This is a genomic window from Bacillus sp. DNRA2, assembly GCF_012843265.1.
Classification (GTDB): Bacteria; Bacillota; Bacilli; order Bacillales; family Cytobacillaceae; genus Bacillus_BU.
This window is the reverse complement of sequence record NZ_JABAIT010000001.1, coordinates 442904-464023: the sequence shown is the minus strand read 5'-3', so window position 1 is coordinate 464023 and position 21120 is coordinate 442904. Positions and strand designations below refer to the sequence as shown.

The following is a 21120-nucleotide window of genomic DNA, read 5'->3' as shown; positions in this document are numbered from 1 at the left end:
ACACCTTCAGTATAAGTTTTTTGTTCGTAAAAGAATTAGGAAATAATTTCACGTTCAAGTAAAAAATGTCAGGAATAAGATAATAAAAAGGCTAACTCAATAGGATGATAACACTAATTGAGTCAGCACGATAGATTTATCTTAAAAAGTCTACTAAAGTAGGTTGGATAATCCGAGCTCCAGCTGATAAAGCTGCATTATGGGCATTTTCTTGCGATTTTAAATCGATAATAACCTTAGAAATATCAGCATCTTCTTCTTGTGACAATAATCTTGTCGTCGACACCTCAAGCGCATCCACTTTTGAAGTACTTAGCTCCAGACGATTCATTCTCGCCCCCAACTCTGACCGTTCCTTTAAAATATTATCGATTTGCCCATCCAATTTATCGAGGAAATCTGTCTCACTTGTGCTGTCAGGGGAATTAAAATAGTTTACGACATTCTCCAACACTTTGAAAACTCCACCGTCACCATCGTTATTAAAGACATTTGTGCCTAGGACGTTTATTTGAATATGGTTGGTTTGTCCTACCTGCAGCTCAAGCGTTTCGTTGTTTGAATTTCTGAATTCCTTTACTGACCCAGGTACAGCCTCATCAGCCCGAAATGGCGGAGACTTTACATCAGTTCCAGCAAACACATATCTTCCAGCAATTTGCGAATTTGCAATTTCTCCGAGATGTTCCTTTAACTGATTAATCTCTTCAGCAATTGCTTGCCTTGCACTAGCATCGTTCGTATCGCTTAACCCCTGAACAGTCAGCTCGCGAGCCCGCTGCATCACACTGGTTAGCTGGTCCAATGCTTCATCTGTTGTCGACATCCACGAAAGGCCGTCTTCAAGATTGCGTTTAAATTGATCGACTTCGTTTAAGGACGAACGGTAATACATACTTCTAACTGCTGTAACTGGATTATCAGATGGAAGATTGATTTTTTTTCCAGTCGATAATTGATTCATATATTTTCCCATTGCTGTATTACTTCGTTGTAAGTTCGCCAGCAAATTTTGGTTTAACATATTTTGTGTTACTCGCATTGGCTTTCAATCCCCCTTTACAATCCAACCCTGCCCATGCCGTTGATGACTTTATCAAGACATTCATCCATCACCGAAACCATTCGGGCTGCAGCATTGTATGCTTGTTGAAACTTAATCATATTGGTCATTTCTTCATCTAATGAGACACCCGATATTGATTGGCGCCGATTTTCGACCTGCTCAACAATCCCCTGTGAATTTTCACGCATACGTGCTGCTTCCTGTGAATCGATGCCAAGCTGTCCAATAACATTGCGATAGAAATCATTCACAGTTGAGGTCGTACCGGAAAAATCGAGATTTTTTGTTAATAACAAGTCAGCAATCACCTTAGCGTTATCACCGTTTCCGGTTGAAGCAATTCCTGTAAGTGGATCCTTTTGAGCTGCTGCAATGTAATCCAGCGAGTCCAAAATCTTCTGATTAACATCTAAATCTTGAGCTGATGTTCCAGTGAAAAACGTGTACTTTGTGGTTGTGCCATTATTGATATTATCTAGGTTTTCACCTTCCATGTGTGCATCATTAATGGCTTTAACAATAGTCATGGCGTAGTCATTTATTTTACCTTTAATATACGGAACTGTTGATTCGCTACCCCCGTTAACCAAACCGTAAGCTTCAAATCTCCCTAATAATTCTCCGGATACCAAGGTTATTTTCTTATCACCAATTGAGATCGTATTTGGATCAACTAAGCCGGAAGTTGAATCATATTCAAACGTTAATTCCTTGGCAGTATTTCCTTCGACTAGCAATTCACCACCAACGGAAATGTCCACCTTACCATGAACGGAATTTGTTACTTTGACATCGACAACTTTTGAAAGCAGATCAACCAATAAATCTCGCTGATCGTACAAATCATTCGGATCATAGTTGTTGGCAACTAGTCGACCGATTTGATCATTTAAATTAGCAATCTGTGTTGCCAACGAGTTTACCTCTTCCGTTTTGGTGTTGATGACATGCTTGAGGTCGGTTTGCATCTGGTCAAGCGAATCCATGATGGACTTGAATGATTCGGTGACAGCCACTCCTCGTTGCCGTACAACAGCCCGGGCTGCCGCACTGTCAGGGTCCTTAGCTAATTCCTGCCAGCCCTTCCAAAATTCATTCATGACATAGGCTATACCCTCATCAGACGGCTCGTTTAAGATTTCTTCTATTTTTGATAGGGAATCACTTTTAGCTTCCCAGTAACCTAAATTTTTATTTTCTGAACGGATTTGAACATCTAAGTAATCCTCACGCATCCGCTGCATTTTACTGATTTCCACACCAGTACCGATTTGGAATGAATAGATTCCTGCTGAAACGCTCATGGCACTGCTGGCCCGCATTTCCGCTCTTTGTCTTGTATATCCAGCTGAATTGGCATTGGCGATATTGTGTCCGGTTGTTGAAAGTGCTGTCTGCTGAGCAAACAAAGCACGTTTTCCTACCTCAAGACCGTGGAAACTTGAAGCCATAACATTTCCTCCGTTTCAAAACCTATTAAATGAAGTTATACCTTCGCATCAAGTAAGCTAGCATACTTGTTTTTTGCTTTCGGGCCATACCCGACTGGGGCATCTTTCGGCACTAGTAAATTAATTGAGTATTGAAGAAAGGCAAGCGACGTTTCTATCAATTGTTGATTCCCTTTATTGACAGTGGAAATTTCTTGAACGATTGAGCGAAGTTGCTTGCCGATTGTCGTTAGTGTAGCTTCAATACTGGCTTCATTAAGTCGTTTAATGATTTCCTCAAGCGTAAAAGAAGTACCTGTATAACCTTTCGTTGTTAGGTACTCCTCGACAAATTGTTTTCTTTGAATTTCTAACTTTTCAATTTCCGAAGCAATCGAATTCTCACGATGGGTGATTTGCATGAGATTTTGCAGATCTCCGCCAATCAAAATCGCCCGTTTCTCTTGGGTAAGCTCTAGTAAATGTTTATGGGCATCAACCATTGAATCTAGTATATCAATGAGTTTTTTTAAAGAATTCATGTTCACTTCTCCTATTTGGAATCAGAACTCCAAAAGCTGATAAGCTTTTCTGCAACCTTACTGCTATCCACCTTGTAATTGCCATCTGCAATCAGTTGCTTCAATTCTTGAACACGCGCTTTATGCTCTGCTTGTTCGGTCATTTTTGCTTGTGAAATTTCTCGTCCGGCCGAAGATATGCTGATATCCGCTGAAGAAGGTGACTTTTTTGTTGCTTCTCTTGTCACAGAATTTTTCTGTTGATTTTGGTATGAATACATACCATATTTCATATTATCAATTCTCATAACAAGTCGCCTCCTGTCTTTTTTTATTTTATCGGCAATCTCTAACGAAAGTTTAATGAATTTATGAGAAAAAATCGAAACTATCCTAACACATCAATTTTCAGTTCAGGCCACTGGCTCATATATACTTCAGTTTTGCCAGGCTGGTAATTGAGGATAGGCTTTTGTGGGACAATGTTTACTTCTGTTCCACCGCTCATCCAATTGATTTGCATTTCCGTTGGTGTATATTCCAATTTAACCGAGCCGTAACTTGGGATAAAGGCAATATTAAAATCTGGCGGTGGCTTGATGGAATTTTCAGTTGCCATTTGAACAATCGCATCGCCTTTATTTTTGATAGCAGCCATGCGATTTCCCTTTTCGGCAATTTCGGCAATGGCTTGTAATGCTTCTTGTCGACCATACTCAGCGAAATCTTCTGACAAGGCGCTTGGACTTTTCAAATTAAGCTCATACCGCGCCTGTTCCTGATCAATTTCGAGCATTCCCTGTTTGCGGTCGATGACCATTTTCGCAGGCTCCTGTTTGATCGTCATTTGTGCAGCTGGCTGCTCGATCTCTTGGACCGGCTTTATGATTCTAATTCCTATTTTAGCATAGGTTTGCTGTAATTGAATTTGAGGAATTTGCATAAGCTCCCTCCTAATAGGTGTGAAGCTTGGTTTTTGTTAGGTTTTAACTGCTGTATGTTTTTATTATCGTCATATAACAGAAGACGTTTAACGTGGTAGATTTTGTTAGGGGAAGGAAATTTTGTTGGGGGAGGTGAATTTTGCCTCAGCCAATTACCAAACGAATACCCTCTTTCGCGGATATGTTATCGAAAGAGGGTATTTATTTTACTGGAGGTAGATTCTACCAAATAGAGCTTGCATCATGAGTGCAGGAATTGTGTCAATCGATGCTTGTTTTTCAACTGCCCCGATTGAGTAAGCAACCTTAGGCATACCGTAAACAACCGAGGAGGCTTCATCCTGACCGATTGTTCTGCCACCATGCTCCCGAATCGAGAGCAAGCCTTTGGCGCCATCGCTTCCCATTCCGGTTAATATAACACCGAGCGCTTTTTGCCCCACTTCACGGGCAACAGATTCAAATAATACATCAACGGAAGGGCAATGACCATTAACCTTTTCACCTTTATATACTTCAAGCTTTATTGAAGGACCTCGTTTTTTTATTCTCATATGGCGGTCACCCGGTGCAATATAAATTCTCCCGGACTCGACAACATCCCCGGGCTCTGCTTCTTTAACCGAAAAGTGCGTTTGGGCATTCAACCGTTCTGCAAACACCTTCGAAAAATTTTCAGGAATATGCTGAACGACAACTATACCTGGTATTTCTAGGGGTAATTGCTTAAAAATGTGTAACAAAGCTTCTGTTCCACCGGTTGAGGAACCTATCGCAATAATTTTGTCTGCCTTTCCATCATCATTGTGATTGATGCGTTCGCTAACATCTTTTGGATGTTGAATTAATCTATGACCATTTTCATGATAAAGATTTGTCCCAAAATTGCTTTCCACTACTATCATCTCTTTTTATTAGATTTCAGCATGAATTACCCTTTTCGATATATTGCCGGCTTTATGTATTGATATCGGGTTGTTTCACGATTTAAGGATTCTGAATGACCGATAAATAAATATCCACCTGGTTCGGTGTTTTCAAAAAACTTATTAGCCAGCTCCATTTTTGTTTGCTCTGAAAAATAGATCATCACATTGCGGCAAAAGATGACATGAAAGTTTTTTTTAAAAGGAAAGACTTTATCCATTAAATTTAAGCGTCGAAAAATGATGTCATCCCGAATCTGTTTGGAAATTCGACTTGTATCTCTGTCGATTTGCTCAAAATAGTTATTTCTCCAAATGCCAGGGACATTAGTTAGCTGATGATTGGAGAAATACCCCTTTTGGGCATAGGATAAAACTTTATCAGATATATCTGTTGCAAGAATTTTTGTATCCCAAAACAGCTTTTCATGCCCAAAAAAATCATTGATAATCATCGCTAGCGTGTAAGGTTCTTCCCCTGTTGAACATCCAGCGCTCCAAATTCGTAAATCCTTGTCTTTAACCGTTTTACTTAAGTAAGGAAGGATTCTTTCCCGAAAATATGCAAAATGATCGGCCTCTCTCATAAAGAAAGTATGATTAGTCGTAATTTTATTCACAAGAGTAGTAGCTGTCTGATTGGTTTTGTCTTGGATTAAACATTGATAAAATTCACTGAAGTTCTTCAAGTTTTTTTCTTTTAAAAATTGGAAAAGCCGACCTTCGAGCAAAGTCTTTTTTTCCTTTTTTAAATGAATTCCATAATTCCGTTCAATATAATATGCCAATTCCAGAAACTCTTTATCTGATATGTGCACCTTTAACACCCCATCACTTAAGAAGAGTATCAGGGACCGCCTCTTCGAAGTCATTGCTTAATATTTACCGAACTCTTTATCACTTAAATCAATGGAGCGAATGGTTTCGGATGTCATGTCTTTTTCATGATGGTAGGGAGTGAAAACCTGTGTTTGAGCATTGGCTGTCTTACTTTCCTCCAAATCTTCAAGCATTCTTAATACCGCAGGCGAAATAATTTGGCGTCTTGAGAATGATTGGCCTCGCTTTAACTTAAAGCTTTTCACCATTCCACTTAGCAACTCCGATTGACTCGAAAGCTCCTCGCTAGCGGCAGCGCTCTCTTCGGCGGTAGCTGAATTAGCTTGAACCACTTGAGAAATTTGCATAATTCCCAGATTTACTTGTCCGATTCCAGAAGCTTGTTCGTTACAGGCGTTAGCGATATTTCCTACAAGGATTGCAACCTTGGAAATTCCAGATACGATTTTATCAAGGGCTTCAGCTGTTTCTGAGGCAATTTTTGTGCCATCTTCAACTTTCTTGATTGATCCTTCAATTAAATCAGTCGTCTCTTTGGCTGCATCTGCACTTCTTGCTGCTAAATTCCTGACTTCCTCAGCAACTACAGCAAAGCCTTTACCATGCTGTCCCGCTCGTGCCGCCTCAACAGCAGCATTAAGAGCAAGGATATTTGTTTGAAAGGCTATTTCATCTATCACTTTAATAATTTTTGAGATATTGGTAGAGGCTTCATTAATAGCCTCCATCGAACTTAACATTTTGGTCATCTGTTCATTCCCAAGCTCTGCATCGTGCTTTGCTGTTTCAGCAATTTCATTTGCCAATCCGGCATTTTGTGCATTGTTGTTCGTTTGTGACGATATTTCCTCAATCGAGGCAGTTAGTTGTTCGATGGAGCTTGCCTGCTCGGTAGCTCCTTGAGCCAGCTCTACGCTTGAATCAGATACCTGCTTTGAGCCCGCCGAAACCTGTTCTGCAGCAGAATTGATGTTGGAAATGACATCATTCAGATTTTCAGACATTGTTTTAAAGGCTTGGGAAAGCATCCCAACCTCATCCGTTGATTGAATATCAATATTTACATCCAAATCTCCATCTGTCATTTTGTTGGCGGCATGCACAAGGTTTCGGAGCGGTTTAGAAATAAGACTGGCTACGTAAAGTCCAATTCCAACTGCAAATAATGTTCCCAAAATACCAACACTAATGATGATAATGGTGCGCGATAAGTAGTCATCACGACTGGTTTCAAGGTCCTTTTCCGCAGCGTTATGACTTTCATCAATAAGGTTATGAATAGCTTGATTATTTATCTCTGCTGCTGCAAGTACGTCTGGTAATTCAGCAATGGCCTGTTCGTAATTGTTTGCTTTTATTAGTTCAATATTTTTAGCACGTAAATCTCGATAAGTGGCCAGTGCATCTTTTACTTTAGTGAAAAGGGCTGCCTCTGTTCCACTTGATCCCTTTTTCTCTAATTCCGTAAAGATTTGATCGTCAGCTTTAGTAAGCTCGCCAATTTTTGTCAATTTAGATTGAAGGGTATCCGGATTTTGTTCATAAACAGCTTGAATATGGATTATTTGAATTTCTTTATTATTCGAATCTACTTCCGAAAGGAGGAGATCCGCCTGATAATCTTGTGAAAACATCTCTTCCAACGAATTGTTAATTCCCCTCATTTCATAAATACCGATTAAGCCAACAATAGTCGTAAAGATGGCTGCGATGCCAAAACAAATAATTAACTTAACTCTAATTTTTAAATTTTTAAACCAAGTCATCACTTTTCCTCCTTAATGATGGGCAATCACCTTCATCATTGGTTTCTTCATTAGGAGCATTTAGGCGATGAGTCCATTGACATCTAAAATTAGGCTGATACTGCCATCTCCCAGTAGTGTACAGCCCGCTAAACCGTGAATCTTCTTTATTTTTTGAATGTAGCTTGGCAGTGCCTTTACGACAACCTGCTGTTCACCTAATAATTCATCAACAAATAAACAAATCGATTTATTTTCATTTTCAATCATAATCATGATCCCATCATGCAATTGTTCAATCTTCGTTGGCACATGATAAAACCGGTGCAAGCGGAGGATTGGAAAACAGCAGCCCCGAATCATAATCATTTCATTTCCATCTAAGTCTTTAAATACCTCACCCACTTTTGGCTTAAATGATTCTCTAATCGATGTGGTCGGGAGCGTATAGCGCGATTCGCCAACTTTAAGGTTCATTCCATCAATAATTGCTAGTGTAAGCGGGATTTTAATCGTAATCGTAGTACCCTTCCCCTCGGTACTTTCAACCTGTATCGAGCCACCCACTGTTTCAATATTGTTCACGACAACGTCCATTCCGACGCCTCTACCGGAAAACTCCGTTACTTTTTCCTTTGTCGAGAAGCCTGGCAACAGAATTAAATTGCTTATCTCTTTATCTGTCATTTCTTCTGGCTGTTTCGTTAGTAGTCCGTTTTTGGCAGCTTTGGCAAGGATTTTTTGCCTATTCAAGCCTCTGCCATCGTCCTCAATGATAACTAACACTTCACTGCCTGCATTTCTGGCTTCTAATTTTATCGTGCCAATTCTATCTTTTCCAAGTGCCTCCCTTTCCTCCGCTTCTTCAATACCGTGGTCGAGCGAGTTTCTGACGATATGTATGAGCGGGTCGCCAAGGTTATCGATAATGTTTTTATCAACCTCAGTTTCTTCTCCGACAATTTTCAGCTTAACCTCTTTATTCAACTTTCGGCTCATGTCCCTGACGATACGATTCATTTTAAAAAAGGTAGGACCAAGTGGGACCATCCGGATGGACATCACGGTATCTTGTATCTCACTCGTTATTTTTGTTAATTGTCGCGAGGCTTTTTTAAAATTTTCCAGATGCAAGCCTTTTAAATCGGGATTTTGAGTGACCATTGCCTCGGAAATAACCATTTCTCCCACTAAATCTAATAGTTTATCAAGCTTTTGAACATTGACGCTGATGATTTTTGTTTGATGAGTGTTACCGCTATGAGTTTCTTTAGCTATTTGGACTTTGCTTTCTTCTGAGCGTTGTTGCTGTGGTGGTTGGGCAGCAGAGAGCTTGTCCTCATGTTTTACTTCCTTCAAATCTATTTGATCAATTAACGCTATTTGACTGAAGAACGCTTTTAGGTGCTCAAGTGAATAATCTGATGAAAAAATGATGGTAAATCCATCATTTCTAATGATTTCTGCAGTTTGGGCATTGTCGACGATGTCAGCTGGGATATAGGCATCAATGTTGGCAATATCTTGGAGATTATGAATAATCATGTAGGCGCGAATATTTTCCATTTCACAATCCTGTACAAAATGAATATTCACTTGATAGTGGTAGTTCTTAGCGGTTGATGTGGAGGCAGATTCATGGGTTGTCTTATGCTGAGACAATGATGCGGTTTGTTCAGGAGCGGATTCATTGGGTGCTTCGTAATTTGGCTTATTGCTTTCTTTGAGTAAATCCAGATAATCATGAAGTTTAACAAGGAGACTGGCTTCATCACTTGTAGCAGCCTCACCGTTTTTTATTTTTTCCAATTCATTCTTATTAAAATCAATCGCTTCTAAAACGAGATCACATAATGAGGTACTGTCAACGTTAGTCGGCTTATTTTCCCGGAGAAAGAAAAACAAATCCTCAGTCGCATGGGCAACCTTCGACATATTGTTGAATTGCATCATCGCAGCTGAGCTTTTGATTGTGTGCATATTTCTAAAAATATCGTTGACGTTTTCAGGTGTGAAATAACCAGATGTATCCGCTTCAATAATTGCCTGCTCAAGCTGTTCAATCTGTTGAGCTGTTTCAAACAGAAAGGGTTCAAGCATAAGGTCAAAATTTATCTTTTCCATCTTCTTTATGCACCACCAATTCAAAAAGTATCGTTAGCGCTTCGAATATTTTAAATAATTAAACATCTTAAATTATAACAATATAGATATTTTTTGCATGTTACAATTCTCACTTTAGTCGAGTGGGGGACAGTCCCCCGATGCGGTGACGCAGTGAAGCAACGGGGGACTGTCCCCCACCGCGCTATCGTAGTAAAGGGTTTTGGTTTTCCCTTGATGAAGTAACAACTTATGTGTTAGCATTAGGTTGTTACATTGATGAAGGAGGAGGAACAAAATTGATAGAGTTTAAGAATATCGTGAAAAAGTATCGGCAAAAGACAATCATTAATGATTTTTCATTAACAATCGAAGCTGGTCAGCTCGTTGTTTTTGTTGGACCGAGCGGGTGCGGGAAAACCACCCTATTAAAAATGATTAATCGACTCATTCAACCGACATCAGGCAAAATCTTAGTCAATGGTAAAGACATTGCTGCGACTAATCCGATTGAACTCCGCCGTAATATTGGCTACGTGATTCAAAACACCGGATTATTCCCCCATATGTCAATAAAGGAAAATCTCGAATTAATTCCCAAGCTTAAAGGTGAGGCTCCAGATAGAATAGTCGAAAAAACAGAGAGTTTACTAGAAATGGTTGGCTTAAATCCGAAAGAATATCTACACCGCTTTCCAAAAGAATTAAGTGGTGGGCAACAACAGCGTGTTGGAGTAGCCCGGGCCTTCTCAACTGACTCAGACATCATCTTGATGGATGAACCTTTTAGCGCCCTCGACCCTGTTACGCGGAGTTCCTTGCAAGAAGAATTATTCCAGATGCAAAAAGAGTTCAATAAAACGATTATTTTTGTAACGCATGACATGGATGAAGCTATAAAAATCTCCGACAAAATATGCTTACTAAAAGACGGCGATATTCTCCAATACGATACCCCTGAAAATATCCTAAAAAATCCTGCAGATGACTTTGTGGAAAGCTTCATTGGCAAACGACGAGTTTGGAACAACCCTGAGCTATTGAAGTCCGAAGATATAATGATTTCCAATCCTATAAAAATAACGCCAAAACGGACCGTCCTTCAAGCGATTGAGATTATGAAGGACAATAAAGTCGATAGCCTGATGGTTACCGATAAACAAAATGTCTTGGTCGGCATGGTGACCTTAAAAGGCATTAAACTGCAAAATCGAAACGCAACGATTGAAGAAGTTATGGAAACTAACGTTCAAGCAGTTTGCGAGGAATCCAATCTCATTTCAATTTTATCGACGATGAACGAACATAAAATCGGCTATGTGCCTGTCGTGAACGAGACTGGTAAACTAGTAGGGTTAATTACGCGAAGTAGTATTTTATCCACATTAAGCAGCCAATTAATTGACTTGGAGGTGGCCTTCTAATGGGTGAATTGTGGAATTACTTATTAAATAATTATCAGCAAGTAGGAAGTTTATTGGGTGAACATCTATATTTGAGTGTCTTATCAGTTTTAATTGCGATTATCATTGGTATTCCATTAGGAATCTTAATTTCGCGCAAACAAAAGCTGGCTAAGCCGATTATTGGTATGACTAATGTCATTCAGGCGATACCAAGCTTAGCACTACTTGGATTTCTGATTCCGATTATTGGGATTGGCAGTACACCTGCTATTGTCATGGTCGTGCTTTATTCTTTACTGCCTATTGTTAAAAATACTTATACGGGAGTAACGAATATTGATGGTGACATTCTGGAAGCCGCCAAAGGCATCGGCCTGACGAAGAGTCAAGTTATGCGAAAGGTTCAGTTGCCACTGGCCTTCCCGATGATTATGGCGGGAATCAGAATTTCAGCGGTAACCGCTGTTGGATTGATGACGATTGCTGCCTTTGTTGGTGCTGGCGGCTTAGGCTATCTTGTTTTTTCCGGAGTGCAAACAGTTGATAACAATATGATTCTCGCTGGGGCGATTCCTGCTTGTGTCCTCGCTTTAATCATTGATTTTATTGTCGGCAAATTGGAATCATCCTTTTCATATACGAGTAAAAAGCAGACCAGCGTTCCTACTCGAAAAATTAGCAGAGGCACAAGGAAAACGGTCATTGGCTTTGCGGTCATCCTCGTTTTCGCCATTGGTGCTTTCTCGATTTTTTCAAAAGCAAAAGCTGATGAAAAAATTGTGATTGGTTCAAAAAACTTCACAGAGCAATTGATTTTAGGAAACATGTTAGCTGATTTAATCGAGAGCAAGACTGATCTTGATGTTGAAAGAAAGCTGAATTTAGGCGGTTCACAGGTCGCGTTTAGTGCCCTAAACAACGGTGATATTGATCTTTACGTCGAATATACCGGAACCGGACTCGTCAATATTTTAAAAGAAGAACTCGTCGCTGACCCAGATGAAGTTTATGATATCGTCCATTCGAAATTCAAATCCCAATATGGGATTGATTTGCTGAAACCACTTGGATTCAATAACACTTATGCTCTTGCCGTGCGTCAGGATACCGCATCCCAATATGGCTTGGAGACCATTTCCGATTTAGCCAAAGTTAGTAGCGATTTAATCATGGGTCCAACGATTGAATTTCCTAATCGCGAGGATGGCTTAATCGGCTTGGCAAAACAATACAATTTGAACTTCAGTGAGGTTAAAGCCGTGGATGGTGGTTTGCGCTATACTGCACTTGAAAATCATAAGAGTGATGTAATTGATGCTTTTTCAACTGACGGTTTACTGGAAGCCTTTCATTTAAAGGTTTTAGAGGATGATAAAGGCTTTTTCCCTCCATATTATGCCGTTCCAATTGTGAAAAGTGAAACATTGGCTGAGCACCCTGAGCTCAAGAGTGTACTCAATAGCTTAGCTGGCAAATTAAATGATGACAAGATGCGGGAGCTAAATTACAAGGTTGATAGTTTGAAAGAGTCACCTGCCAAAGTTGCCAAAGAATTTTTGGAAAAAGAAAGATTATTATAGGAGCTTTAAACAAATGACGGTAGCCAACATTCTCATTGGCTACCGTTTTTATTGTTCATCATTCATAAAATGCAAGACGCGGTCATAGGCGAGTTCGTTACCGATGACGAGGAGCACATCCCCTTCTAAAATCAAAGCATACGGTCCAGGTGATATAATTAGTTCCCTCTTACGCTTAATACCAACAACTGTTCCTCCGGTATTTTGCCAAAACATCAACTCGGAAATGGTTTTGCCGATATGACTACATGTCGATTTTACCTCAACCTCAAGGGGAGCTAGTGGATTGGTGTGGCGGAGCTTTACTGAGTAATCAGTAATTTTCCTGAGCGTTTCAAACATTTGTTCATCTAGCTTTTCGCGCTCAGTAATTAACGCATTCATTTGTTTTTCCAGTTCATTAATGCTCTCGAGGCTTGAGAAACGATTGATGTATTTAAATGCATTTTCTCTGGATGAAATGATGATGCCACTGCCCTTTGTAGATTGGACAATTTCAACATCTTCTAAAATTTTAATTGCTCTTCGGACAGTTTCCGGAGATACCTTATATTCACTGGCCAAAGTTGACCGTCCGTGAATCTTTTCCCCTTCTTTAAACTTCCCATCATAAATCCGATTCGCCAAATCAATCGCGATTCGTTCATAGGTCGGAATTTTTGTTCTGATCAAGTTACTGTTCACCACCAGATTTCACTGTTATTACCTTGTACTAATACATACCCACTATACTCCTTTCATGGGAGGTTTGCGAGTAAACTTCAGCAATTTTACAAGAGCTTTTTTCGACAATTGGCCTGTGCACTGGTACTGCCGACTCTTGTCACCGTTAAGGCTTGATTCTATTTCTTAACACTACTTTTACACAAAATCAAGATGGCGTTCATGTTTCTTTTATAACATGGAGAAAAGTACTAATTCTTGGGAGGTATTGGATGAGGATTGCTGTTGCTGGAACAGGATATGTTGGATTAGTAACCGGAGTATGTTTAGCTGAGCTGGGTCACCATGTAATATGTTTAGACATTCTGGAGGAGAAAATTAACATGCTAAGTTTGGGACACTCACCAATTTATGAACCTGGTTTGGAACAGCTTTTACAAAAAAACTTACGAAATGGGCTACTACATTTTACAACAAATCCCAAGTTTGCTTATGAAAAAGTAGACATCATTTTCATTGCGGTTGGAACACCCAAAAAGGAAGATGGTTCCGCAGACCTTGATTCAATTTATGAGGTCGCAACTTCAATTGCTAATAATATAAAAAATGACGTAATTGTTTGTACAAAAAGTACCGTTCCTGTCGGTGTTAACTATCAAATTCGCCAAATTATTGACAACCAAAAACCTCCAAATGTGAGAGTTGATGTGGTAGCAAATCCCGAGTTTCTTAGGGAAGGATCGGCTATTATTGATTTTTTCAATGGTGACAGGATTGTAATTGGAACTGAAAAACCAGAAGTTGCAGAAACAATTGAAGAGCTTTATCTTCCATTACAAATTCCGATTATGAAAACCGACATTAGAAGTGCTGAGATGATTAAATATGTCTCAAATGCGTTTCTGGCAACAAAAATTAGTTTTATAAACGAAATTGCTGCGATTTGTGAAAAGGTTGGTGCAAATATTGACGAGGTTGCCTATGGAATTGGTCGTGACAAGCGCATAGGACAATCGTTTCTTTGTGCGGGAATTGGCTATGGAGGCTCTTGTTTTCCAAAGGACACGAAAGCGTTAATCCAATTGGCTGGAAACATTCATCATGATTTTGAATTGCTCGATGCGGTTATTAAAGTAAATAATCGTCAGAAATCACTTCCAGTCCAAAAGGCAATAGAAGTTGTTGGAGCATTAGCTCAAAAAAAGGTTGCTGTACTTGGGCTTGCCTTTAAACCAGATACAGATGATATTCGTGAAGCAGCAGCACTTACAATTATCCAGGAATTACTAATGGAAGGCGCTGTGGTTACAGCATACGATCCGGTTGCAATTCCAAATGCCGAAAAAGTGTTGGGTAGGAGCATTAATTATACTACTGACGTCCTATCAGCACTATACGATGCGGACCTTGCCATCATCGCGACTGAGTGGAACCAAATCAAACATATGCCATTAGAGCTAATACCTCTTTATATGAAACAAGCGATCGTTATCGATGGACGCAATTGTTTTTCGATAAATGAAATAAAAAAACACCCTATTTCTTATATCTCGATAGGCAGACAACCGATTTTCAAGAAATGTGGAAGCAATAAAAAATAAATAAATTAAGAATACGGAGGAGCCTCATATGAGTAGGTTACTAAATTCATTTTATTTGTTTGAATGCAGGGTATTTAAGGAGATCAATCGTCATTTTGAAAAACGGTTGCTTAATCTGTTTTTTCGGAGTATTACCCATTGTGGTGGTGCAGGTTTTACGATTTCTGTGACGTTGCTGCTCCTTATCCTTTTACCAGTTCATCTAAAGTGGATTGCCGTTGCAAGCGCAGCTTCCCTTTCCTTAAGCCATATTCCGGTTCATTTTATTAAAAAGCTATACCCACGTCAAAGACCTTATTTGACGCTGGATAAAATCAATATTCCTAGAAATCCATTAAAGGATCATTCGTTTCCATCTGGTCATACCACCGCTATTTTTTCTGTGATGATTCCTTTTGTATTATTTGCACCTGCACTCTCTTTCCTACTGATACCTGCTGGAATATGTGTTGGGCTCTCAAGAATGTATTTGGGGCTCCACTATCCATCTGATGTAATGGCTGGCGGAATACTTGGGTCAACCATCGGCGCCGTCTGTTTTTATTTTATCAACAGCTTTTTGTAATATGACTAGAATGCTATCTAAGGAGGCGCTAAAATGAAAATTGCATTTTTCACCGACACCTACTATCCAGATATTAATGGAGTTGCCAATACATTAAAGCTTTTTACAGATTATTTGAATTTGAAAGGAATAACCTTCAAAGTATTTGCACCAGTACCAAAACAAGCCGAGGTGGGCCATGAATATGTTTCAGACCAAATTCATCACTTTAAAAGCATGTCTTTTTTTCTATATCCTGAATGCCGCGTAGCTTTTCCAAATATGTTCCAATTAAAGGCTGAGCTCGAAAGCTTTGCCCCCGATTTAATCCATATTGCAACACCATTTAATATTGGCCTATGCGGTGTTTATTTTGCTAAAAAATTAAACATTCCCCTCGTTGGGTCCTATCATACGGACTTTGACTATTATCTTCAATTTTATGACCTTCAATTTCTTTCAAAATATTTGTGGAAATACATGCATTGGTTCCACCGCCCATTTCGAAAGGTTTTTGTCCCCTCTAATGTGACGTATAATCAGTTAAATCGCCACGGCTTTACCAATCTTGAAAAATGGCCCCATGGTGTCGATTGCCAATTGTTCCATCCGAGTTATGATCGCAAGTTGGTTCGGTCTCGCTTGGGGATTGAGAAAAAATATTTGCTGACGTATGTAGGCAGATTGGCTCCCGAGAAAGATTTGAAAACATTGATGGCCGTTGCAAAAGCACTTCCGTACGATTTAAATCAGCATTTGCAGTGGTTAATCATTGGGGATGGCCCATTGCGAAAGGACTTAGAAATGGAAGCTGCCTCGAATATGACCTTCACTGGCTATTTAAATGGTGAAGCCTTGGCTGAAGCCTATTGTGCCTCTGATTTGTTTGTGTTTCCATCACCGACTGAAACGTTTGGAAATGTTGCGCTTGAAGCGCTTGCGAGCGGGACTCCCGTTATCGGAGCAAATGCGGGCGGTGTTAAGAATATAGTTAAAGCTGGTATGACGGGTATTTTATGCGAACCGGGAAACGTTGAAGATTTTACCAGAGGAATCGTTCAACTGCTAACTAATAAAGGGTTAAGAACTCAGATGGGGCACGAAGCTCGAAATTATGCGCTGACACAAAAATGGGATGAGATTTTCGATGAAATGTTGGATCATTATTCGGCGATTCTCAAAGCTCGACCAGAACAGAAAATATTTGCCTAAACGACCTTGGAATATTTACAAGCCGGAATCTCACATCCGGCTTTTTTTCATGTTAAAAATAAAAATTGATGAATTCCAAAACCCAAAAGCTATGAAGGAAAAAGATGACAGTATACAGTCCTGATGCAAGATAAGTAACACCCTTGGAGGCTTGGCTGTTTGGGACTTGCTTGAAGAAAATAAATAAATACAGGAATAGCGATAGGGTTATTTTTACGGTGATGAAAAGTAACGGATGCAATTGATATAGTTGGTCCATAATCGGATTCATTTCCCCAATGACGGAAAACTCTAGACCCAAAAAAGTGATTACGCCATCAATTAAATTTAATAGAGATAAATAATGAAAAAGGTAAACCATCGTAATCTCCTTTCGATAGTGTTGGGGATGAGAGGATTTTGAGTTTTGGTTTGTTCTCTTTTAAGAACATCATTTTTTCATTATAACGCATAATTTCGTTTTTGGGGATGTTGAATTCATATTTTGTTGATGCCCAATTTACAGTGAACAAGTGACCCCCTTTTGATTGATTTCATATCATGGGGTAAAAATGCCTAGCTAATCACTTTTTCAATACGTAGGTTATCATCATTCGCTGAATGATTTACTGGTTATCAGAAGTATTTGACTAAGGCTAAACGTCAAAGGAGTTGTTTTGTTTGAGAAAGCTAATTGTTCTTGCGATTATCGGGCTATGCGCGCAATTAGTTGATGGGTCGCTTGGAATGGCGTATGGCGTCACCTCTACTTCACTGTTATTAATGTTCGGCATCGCCCCAGCCGCAGCTTCGGCCTCGGTCCACTTGGCAGAAGTAGTCACCACCGCTGCCTCAGGCGTGTCCCATATTCGCTTCGGAAATGTTGATAAGGGCATTGTGAAAAAATTAATCATTCCCGGGTCAATCGGCGCTTTTCTTGGAGCTTTATTTCTTGGAAGCATACCGGGAGATATTATAAAGCCATATGTTTCAGTATTTTTGTTAGGATTAGGCTTCTTTGTTATTTACCGATTTTTATTCAAGAAGAAAGTTACCGTGGCGCAAAATCAAAAGAATGTAAATAAACGTTTCTTTATTCCGTTAGGATTTATTGCCGGTTTTTTTGATGCTACTGGCGGTGGGGGCTGGGGACCGATTGCGACGCCCGTACTGTTATCGAAGCAAAATATCGAAACGCGAAAAGTGGTTGGCTCCGTTGATACAAGTGAGTTTGCCATCGCGATATGCTCCTCGCTGGGATTTTTCATATCACTAGGATGGAGTCAGATCAATTTTATGTGGGTGTTTGCGTTGATGATCGGAGGAATTATTGCAGCACCAATTGCTGCATGGCTCGTGAAAATTATTCCATCGCATCTGCTCGGAATCTTGGTTGGTGGAATGATCATTCTCACTAATGTGAGAACGATATTATCAACCTTTAACATCCCCTCCTCTGCGACTGCTATCGTCTACTGCGTGCTAATTGGGTTCTGGATCATAGGTGTTATCTACGTAATCGCTAACCTTAAAAAATACAAAATCCAATATGAAGAAGTATAAATATTGGATTTTACTGCTATGATAGTTTGCCGCATTAAAGCGCTGGGGGACAGTCCCCCAGCGCTTTAATGCGGCATTTTGTTATAGAATGAGTAATTGATTGATCAATTATTTTATTTATAATAATTATAATTTAGTATTGATTTTTAATTGAAATCTGTTATCATTTAGAGGTGCCCAAAATATACTACGAGGTGAACCACTAATGACAAACAATGAAAATAGACTAACAACAAGCTGGGGTGCTCCAGTTGGTGATAATCAAAACTCAATAACTGCTGGTCAAAGCGGACCTACATTATTGCAGGATGTCCACCTATTGGAAAAATTGGCTCACTTTAATCGTGAACGTGTTCCAGAACGCATTGTTCACGCTAAAGGTGCTGGTGCTCACGGCTATTTCGAAGTAACAAATGATTTAAGTAAATATACAAAAGCAAAAGTTTTTAATGAGGTAGGTAAACGCACACCGGTCTTTGCCCGATTCTCAACTGTTGCCGGTGAATTAGGCTCAAGTGATACTGTTCGTGATCCACGAGGTTTTGCGATTAAATTTTATACTGAAGATGGCAATTACGATATCGTTGGAAATAATACGCCTATCTTTTTTATTCGCGATGCGATCAAGTTTCCAGATTTTATCCATACCCAGAAGCGGAACCCGCAAACTCATCTAAAAGATCCTAATGCAGTTTGGGACTTCTGGTCATTATCACCGGAATCGCTCCACCAAGTGACGATTTTAATGTCTGACCGTGGTATTCCAGCGACATTGCGTCATATGAATGGTTACGGCAGCCACACCTTCAAATGGACAAATGCTGATGGTGATGGAGTGTGGATAAAGTACCATTTTAAAACGGAGCAAGGTGTTAAAAATTTAGCGCCAGATGTGGCTGCGAAAATCGCTGGAGAAAATCCGGATTATCACATCGAAGATTTATTTAATGCGATTGAAGCTGGTGATTTTCCTGTTTGGAAGCTTTGTGTGCAAATCATGCCTTTAGAGGACGCCAATACGTATCGATTTGATCCATTCGATGTGACAAAGGTTTGGTCACAAAAGGATTATCCATTAATCGAAGTAGGACGAATGGTGTTAAATCGCAATCCTGAGAATTATTTTGCCGAGGTTGAACAGGCTACCTTCTCACCTGGTACTTTGGTGCCTGGGGTTGATGTTTCACCTGATAAAATGCTACAAGGACGATTATTTGCTTATGCTGATGCGCATCGCTACCGTGTTGGTGTGCAGCATAATCAACTGCCTATCAATCGAGCTAAGGTTGAGGTAAATAATTATCAGCGCGATGGACAATCTCGCTTTGATGGCAATGGTGGCAGCAAGATTAATTATGAGCCAAATAGTTATGGCGGCCCAGTGGAAACACCTGAAAACAAGCAAGCGGCATTCCCTGTTAGCGGTGTCGCTGATAGTGTGAGCTATGATCACCACGACCACTATACTCAGGCTGGTGACTTGTATCGCTTATTAAGCGCTGACGAACGGACTCGCCTTGTTGCGAACATTGTTGCGGCAATGAAGCCAGTTGAAAAAGATGAAATTAAACTGCGCCAAATCGGTCATTTTTATAAAGCTGACCCAGAATACGGCAAACGCGTCGCTGAAGGACTGGGTCTATCAATACCAGTACCATCTGAAATCCAAAAGTGAATTTTCGCTTTTAGCGCTTTAGTGCAGTGGGGGACTGTCCCCCACTGCACTAAAGCAGAAAAGACCGGAGGATATCTTCCTCCGGCCTTGATATTGTTATGTTAGGCACCTTTGTACTGCTTGTGTAATATAGGTTTTTTGTATGACTTATGCAGCAAGTGGCCGAAGATGGAAGCTAGAACCTGCTGAAACAGCATTCCAATCACAACGGGGACGGCGACTGCAGGAACAAAATATGCCACAGCAAGGACTGCACCTGCACTGATGTTTCTCATTCCCCCTGTGAACATGAGTGTGGTGACGTCTTCTCTTCCCCACTTCAACAGCTTTCCAATTGCTACTGATATCATGTAGCCTGATGCGGAAACTGTGAGTGATAATGCGGCAATCATTAAAAGCTTCAAATCAAAGTGCTTTAAATATGGTGCTACCACCGAGCTGTTAATCATGACAACAGCTGCTAGACCAATTTTTGAAAAAGGAGCTAACGGTACACCTAGCTTTTCCTTGACCTTACCCTTGGTCAATTCATGCAACATCATACCTAACAATGAAGGAATAACCACCATCCCAAGCAAGCCTTGCATCATGCCGAATGTATCAATAGCGACTTTTTCACCTGCAAATAATGAAACGCTGTATGGAACGATAAATGGTGATAGAAATGTATCTACTAAGATGATCGTTAACGCCAAAGGAGAATTTCCTTTATAGACTGAAACCCAGATAAAGCTGGTAATACCCGTCGGAATTACGCTCGCTAGGACAATCCCGGTAATGGTGTGAACGTCACCGCTAAAAGTAACATGCCCTAGCAATAACGCCCATAGCGGCATGATGACATGTAGAATGAGTAACACCGTGATTAAACGCAGCGGATGACTAACAGCATCTTTTAAAGACTTAAAGTTTGAACCCAAGCTACCGATAAAGGTCATTACAGCGAAAATCCATGGTACTAAAAACGACCAGGACTTTAACCCATCTGTCAGGAGTACTCCAATAATGACGCTAACAGGTGTAATGACTGGCATCATTTTCTCAAGTACTCTGTTTATTGAAACAAGCATGCTTAATCGCTCCTGTGATTTTGTCGAAAAATTATAAAAAACATTTTACTCCAATTAATAGGAATTGAACAGAGAAAAACGCCTCTCTTTAGTGTGATGGGGGACTGTCCCCCACTCTGTTACCGCTTTAACGCAATGGGGGACTGTCCCCCACTCGGCTAAAGGATTCACAAAGTCGTCATATAATTATGTTAGATGTGATAGGAATCACCGCCGGTTTTGGCGTATTTATTTATGTACTGAATATAAGGA

At 40.0% G+C, this 21120-nt stretch carries 19 protein-coding genes; 7 read left to right on the top strand and 12 right to left on the bottom strand.

Translation table 11 applies throughout. From position 1 onward, the window contains the following. Positions 1–136 precede the first annotated feature (136 nt). The 9 genes from flgL to HHO41_RS02150 all read right to left on the bottom strand — a co-directional run bounded on the left by flgL (position 137) and on the right by HHO41_RS02150 (position 9596). Positions 137–1042, bottom strand: coding sequence for a flagellar hook-associated protein FlgL (flgL, locus tag HHO41_RS02190; RefSeq protein WP_169095167.1), 906 nt, complete (start codon positions 1040–1042; stop codon positions 137–139). Between the two features lie 17 nt (positions 1043–1059). Then, complete coding sequence (flgK, locus tag HHO41_RS02185; RefSeq protein ID WP_169095166.1) at positions 1060–2517, bottom strand: flagellar hook-associated protein FlgK; 1458 nt, start codon at positions 2515–2517, stop codon at positions 1060–1062. A gap of 35 nt (positions 2518–2552) precedes the next feature. Beyond that, positions 2553–3038 carry a flagellar protein FlgN gene (locus HHO41_RS02180; protein WP_169095165.1) on the bottom strand — a complete coding sequence of 162 codons (486 nt, stop codon included), beginning with the start codon at positions 3036–3038 and terminating at the stop codon, positions 2553–2555. An 11-nt stretch (positions 3039–3049) separates the two neighbouring features. Continuing rightward, positions 3050–3325, bottom strand: a complete 276-nt coding sequence (flgM, locus tag HHO41_RS02175) for a flagellar biosynthesis anti-sigma factor FlgM (protein WP_169095164.1) — start codon at positions 3323–3325, stop codon at positions 3050–3052. Positions 3326–3405: 80 nt separating this feature from the next. Beyond that, entirely contained in the window at positions 3406–3960 is a 555-nt protein-coding gene (locus tag HHO41_RS02170; protein WP_169095163.1) for a DUF6470 family protein, read from the bottom strand. Between the two features lie 207 nt (positions 3961–4167). After that, positions 4168–4857 carry a CheB methylesterase domain-containing protein gene (locus HHO41_RS02165; protein WP_348981204.1) on the bottom strand — a complete coding sequence of 230 codons (690 nt, stop codon included), beginning with the start codon at positions 4855–4857 and terminating at the stop codon, positions 4168–4170. 35 nt (positions 4858–4892) lie between these two features. After that, positions 4893–5705 carry a CheR family methyltransferase gene (locus HHO41_RS02160; protein WP_348981203.1) on the bottom strand — a complete coding sequence of 271 codons (813 nt, stop codon included), beginning with the start codon at positions 5703–5705 and terminating at the stop codon, positions 4893–4895. A 57-nt stretch (positions 5706–5762) separates the two neighbouring features. Further along, positions 5763–7493 (bottom strand): methyl-accepting chemotaxis protein, encoded by a 1731-nt coding sequence (locus HHO41_RS02155; RefSeq protein WP_211170997.1) that lies wholly within the window; start codon positions 7491–7493, stop codon positions 5763–5765. 60 nt (positions 7494–7553) lie between these two features. Beyond that, positions 7554–9596: a chemotaxis protein CheA gene (locus HHO41_RS02150; RefSeq protein ID WP_211170996.1), complete on the bottom strand. Its 2043-nt coding sequence runs from the start codon at positions 9594–9596 to the stop codon at positions 7554–7556. A 278-nt stretch (positions 9597–9874) separates the two neighbouring features. On the opposite strand from HHO41_RS02150, the gene HHO41_RS02145 reads away from it, so the two are divergent. Both HHO41_RS02145 and HHO41_RS02140 read left to right on the top strand, forming a co-directional pair. Next, entirely contained in the window at positions 9875–10999 is a 1125-nt protein-coding gene (locus HHO41_RS02145; RefSeq protein ID WP_169095160.1) for a betaine/proline/choline family ABC transporter ATP-binding protein, read from the top strand. Next, on the top strand, positions 10999–12561 hold the full coding sequence (locus tag HHO41_RS02140) for an ABC transporter permease/substrate-binding protein (RefSeq protein WP_169095159.1): 1563 nt from the start codon (positions 10999–11001) through the stop codon (positions 12559–12561). Before HHO41_RS02145 ends, HHO41_RS02140 begins: the two co-directional genes overlap by 1 nt. Before the next feature lie 48 nt (positions 12562–12609). Here HHO41_RS02140 and HHO41_RS02135 read toward each other — a convergent pair whose 3' ends face one another. Continuing rightward, positions 12610–13233: a GntR family transcriptional regulator gene (locus HHO41_RS02135; protein WP_248278320.1), complete on the bottom strand. Its 624-nt coding sequence runs from the start codon at positions 13231–13233 to the stop codon at positions 12610–12612. Positions 13234–13496: 263 nt separating this feature from the next. Between HHO41_RS02135 and HHO41_RS02130 the strand changes: the two genes are divergently transcribed. The 3 genes from HHO41_RS02130 to HHO41_RS02120 are packed head-to-tail and all read left to right on the top strand — an operon-like array spanning position 13497 to position 16581. After that, a complete protein-coding gene (locus HHO41_RS02130) occupies positions 13497–14825 on the top strand; it encodes a UDP-glucose dehydrogenase family protein (protein ID WP_169095158.1) in 1329 nt (442 codons plus the stop codon). Between the two features lie 28 nt (positions 14826–14853). After that, positions 14854–15390: a phosphatase PAP2 family protein gene (locus HHO41_RS02125; protein ID WP_169095157.1), complete on the top strand. Its 537-nt coding sequence runs from the start codon at positions 14854–14856 to the stop codon at positions 15388–15390. Between the two features lie 33 nt (positions 15391–15423). Then, complete coding sequence (locus tag HHO41_RS02120) at positions 15424–16581, top strand: glycosyltransferase family 4 protein (protein WP_169095156.1); 1158 nt, start codon at positions 15424–15426, stop codon at positions 16579–16581. A 52-nt stretch (positions 16582–16633) separates the two neighbouring features. Here the strand turns inward: HHO41_RS02120 and HHO41_RS02115 are convergent, their stop codons facing one another. After that, positions 16634–16942 carry a DUF5658 family protein gene (locus HHO41_RS02115; protein ID WP_169095155.1) on the bottom strand — a complete coding sequence of 103 codons (309 nt, stop codon included), beginning with the start codon at positions 16940–16942 and terminating at the stop codon, positions 16634–16636. A gap of 299 nt (positions 16943–17241) precedes the next feature. On the opposite strand from HHO41_RS02115, the gene HHO41_RS02110 reads away from it, so the two are divergent. Both HHO41_RS02110 and katA read left to right on the top strand, forming a co-directional pair. Next, on the top strand, positions 17242–18123 hold the full coding sequence (locus tag HHO41_RS02110; RefSeq protein WP_169095154.1) for a sulfite exporter TauE/SafE family protein: 882 nt from the start codon (positions 17242–17244) through the stop codon (positions 18121–18123). Positions 18124–18328: 205 nt separating this feature from the next. After that, the gene (gene katA, locus HHO41_RS02105) at positions 18329–19798 is read left to right on the top strand and encodes a catalase KatA (RefSeq protein ID WP_169095153.1); all 1470 of its coding nucleotides are present in this window, start codon (positions 18329–18331) and stop codon (positions 19796–19798) included. Between the two features lie 101 nt (positions 19799–19899). On the opposite strand, the gene HHO41_RS02100 is transcribed toward katA, so the two are convergent. After that, a complete protein-coding gene (locus HHO41_RS02100; RefSeq protein WP_169095152.1) occupies positions 19900–20868 on the bottom strand; it encodes a bile acid:sodium symporter family protein in 969 nt (322 codons plus the stop codon). Positions 20869–21120 lie beyond the last annotated feature (252 nt).

Coding starts and splice junctions, on each gene's coding strand:
- flgL (WP_169095167.1), bottom strand. CDS start 1,042: ATGCGAGTAACACAAAATATGTTAAACCAAAATTTGCTGGCGAACTTA.
- flgK (WP_169095166.1), bottom strand. CDS start 2,517: ATGGCTTCAAGTTTCCACGGTCTTGAGGTAGGAAAACGTGCTTTGTTT.
- HHO41_RS02180 (WP_169095165.1), bottom strand. CDS start 3,038: ATGAATTCTTTAAAAAAACTCATTGATATACTAGATTCAATGGTTGAT.
- flgM (WP_169095164.1), bottom strand. CDS start 3,325: ATGAGAATTGATAATATGAAATATGGTATGTATTCATACCAAAATCAA.
- HHO41_RS02170 (WP_169095163.1), bottom strand. CDS start 3,960: ATGCAAATTCCTCAAATTCAATTACAGCAAACCTATGCTAAAATAGGA.
- HHO41_RS02155 (WP_211170997.1), bottom strand. CDS start 7,493: ATGACTTGGTTTAAAAATTTAAAAATTAGAGTTAAGTTAATTATTTGT.
- HHO41_RS02150 (WP_211170996.1), bottom strand. CDS start 9,596: ATGGAAAAGATAAATTTTGACCTTATGCTTGAACCCTTTCTGTTTGAA.
- HHO41_RS02140 (WP_169095159.1), top strand. CDS start 10,999: ATGGGTGAATTGTGGAATTACTTATTAAATAATTATCAGCAAGTAGGA.
- HHO41_RS02130 (WP_169095158.1), top strand. CDS start 13,497: ATGAGGATTGCTGTTGCTGGAACAGGATATGTTGGATTAGTAACCGGA.
- HHO41_RS02125 (WP_169095157.1), top strand. CDS start 14,854: ATGAGTAGGTTACTAAATTCATTTTATTTGTTTGAATGCAGGGTATTT.
- HHO41_RS02120 (WP_169095156.1), top strand. CDS start 15,424: ATGAAAATTGCATTTTTCACCGACACCTACTATCCAGATATTAATGGA.
- HHO41_RS02115 (WP_169095155.1), bottom strand. CDS start 16,942: ATGGTTTACCTTTTTCATTATTTATCTCTATTAAATTTAATTGATGGC.
- katA (WP_169095153.1), top strand. CDS start 18,329: ATGACAAACAATGAAAATAGACTAACAACAAGCTGGGGTGCTCCAGTT.
- HHO41_RS02100 (WP_169095152.1), bottom strand. CDS start 20,868: ATGCTTGTTTCAATAAACAGAGTACTTGAGAAAATGATGCCAGTCATT.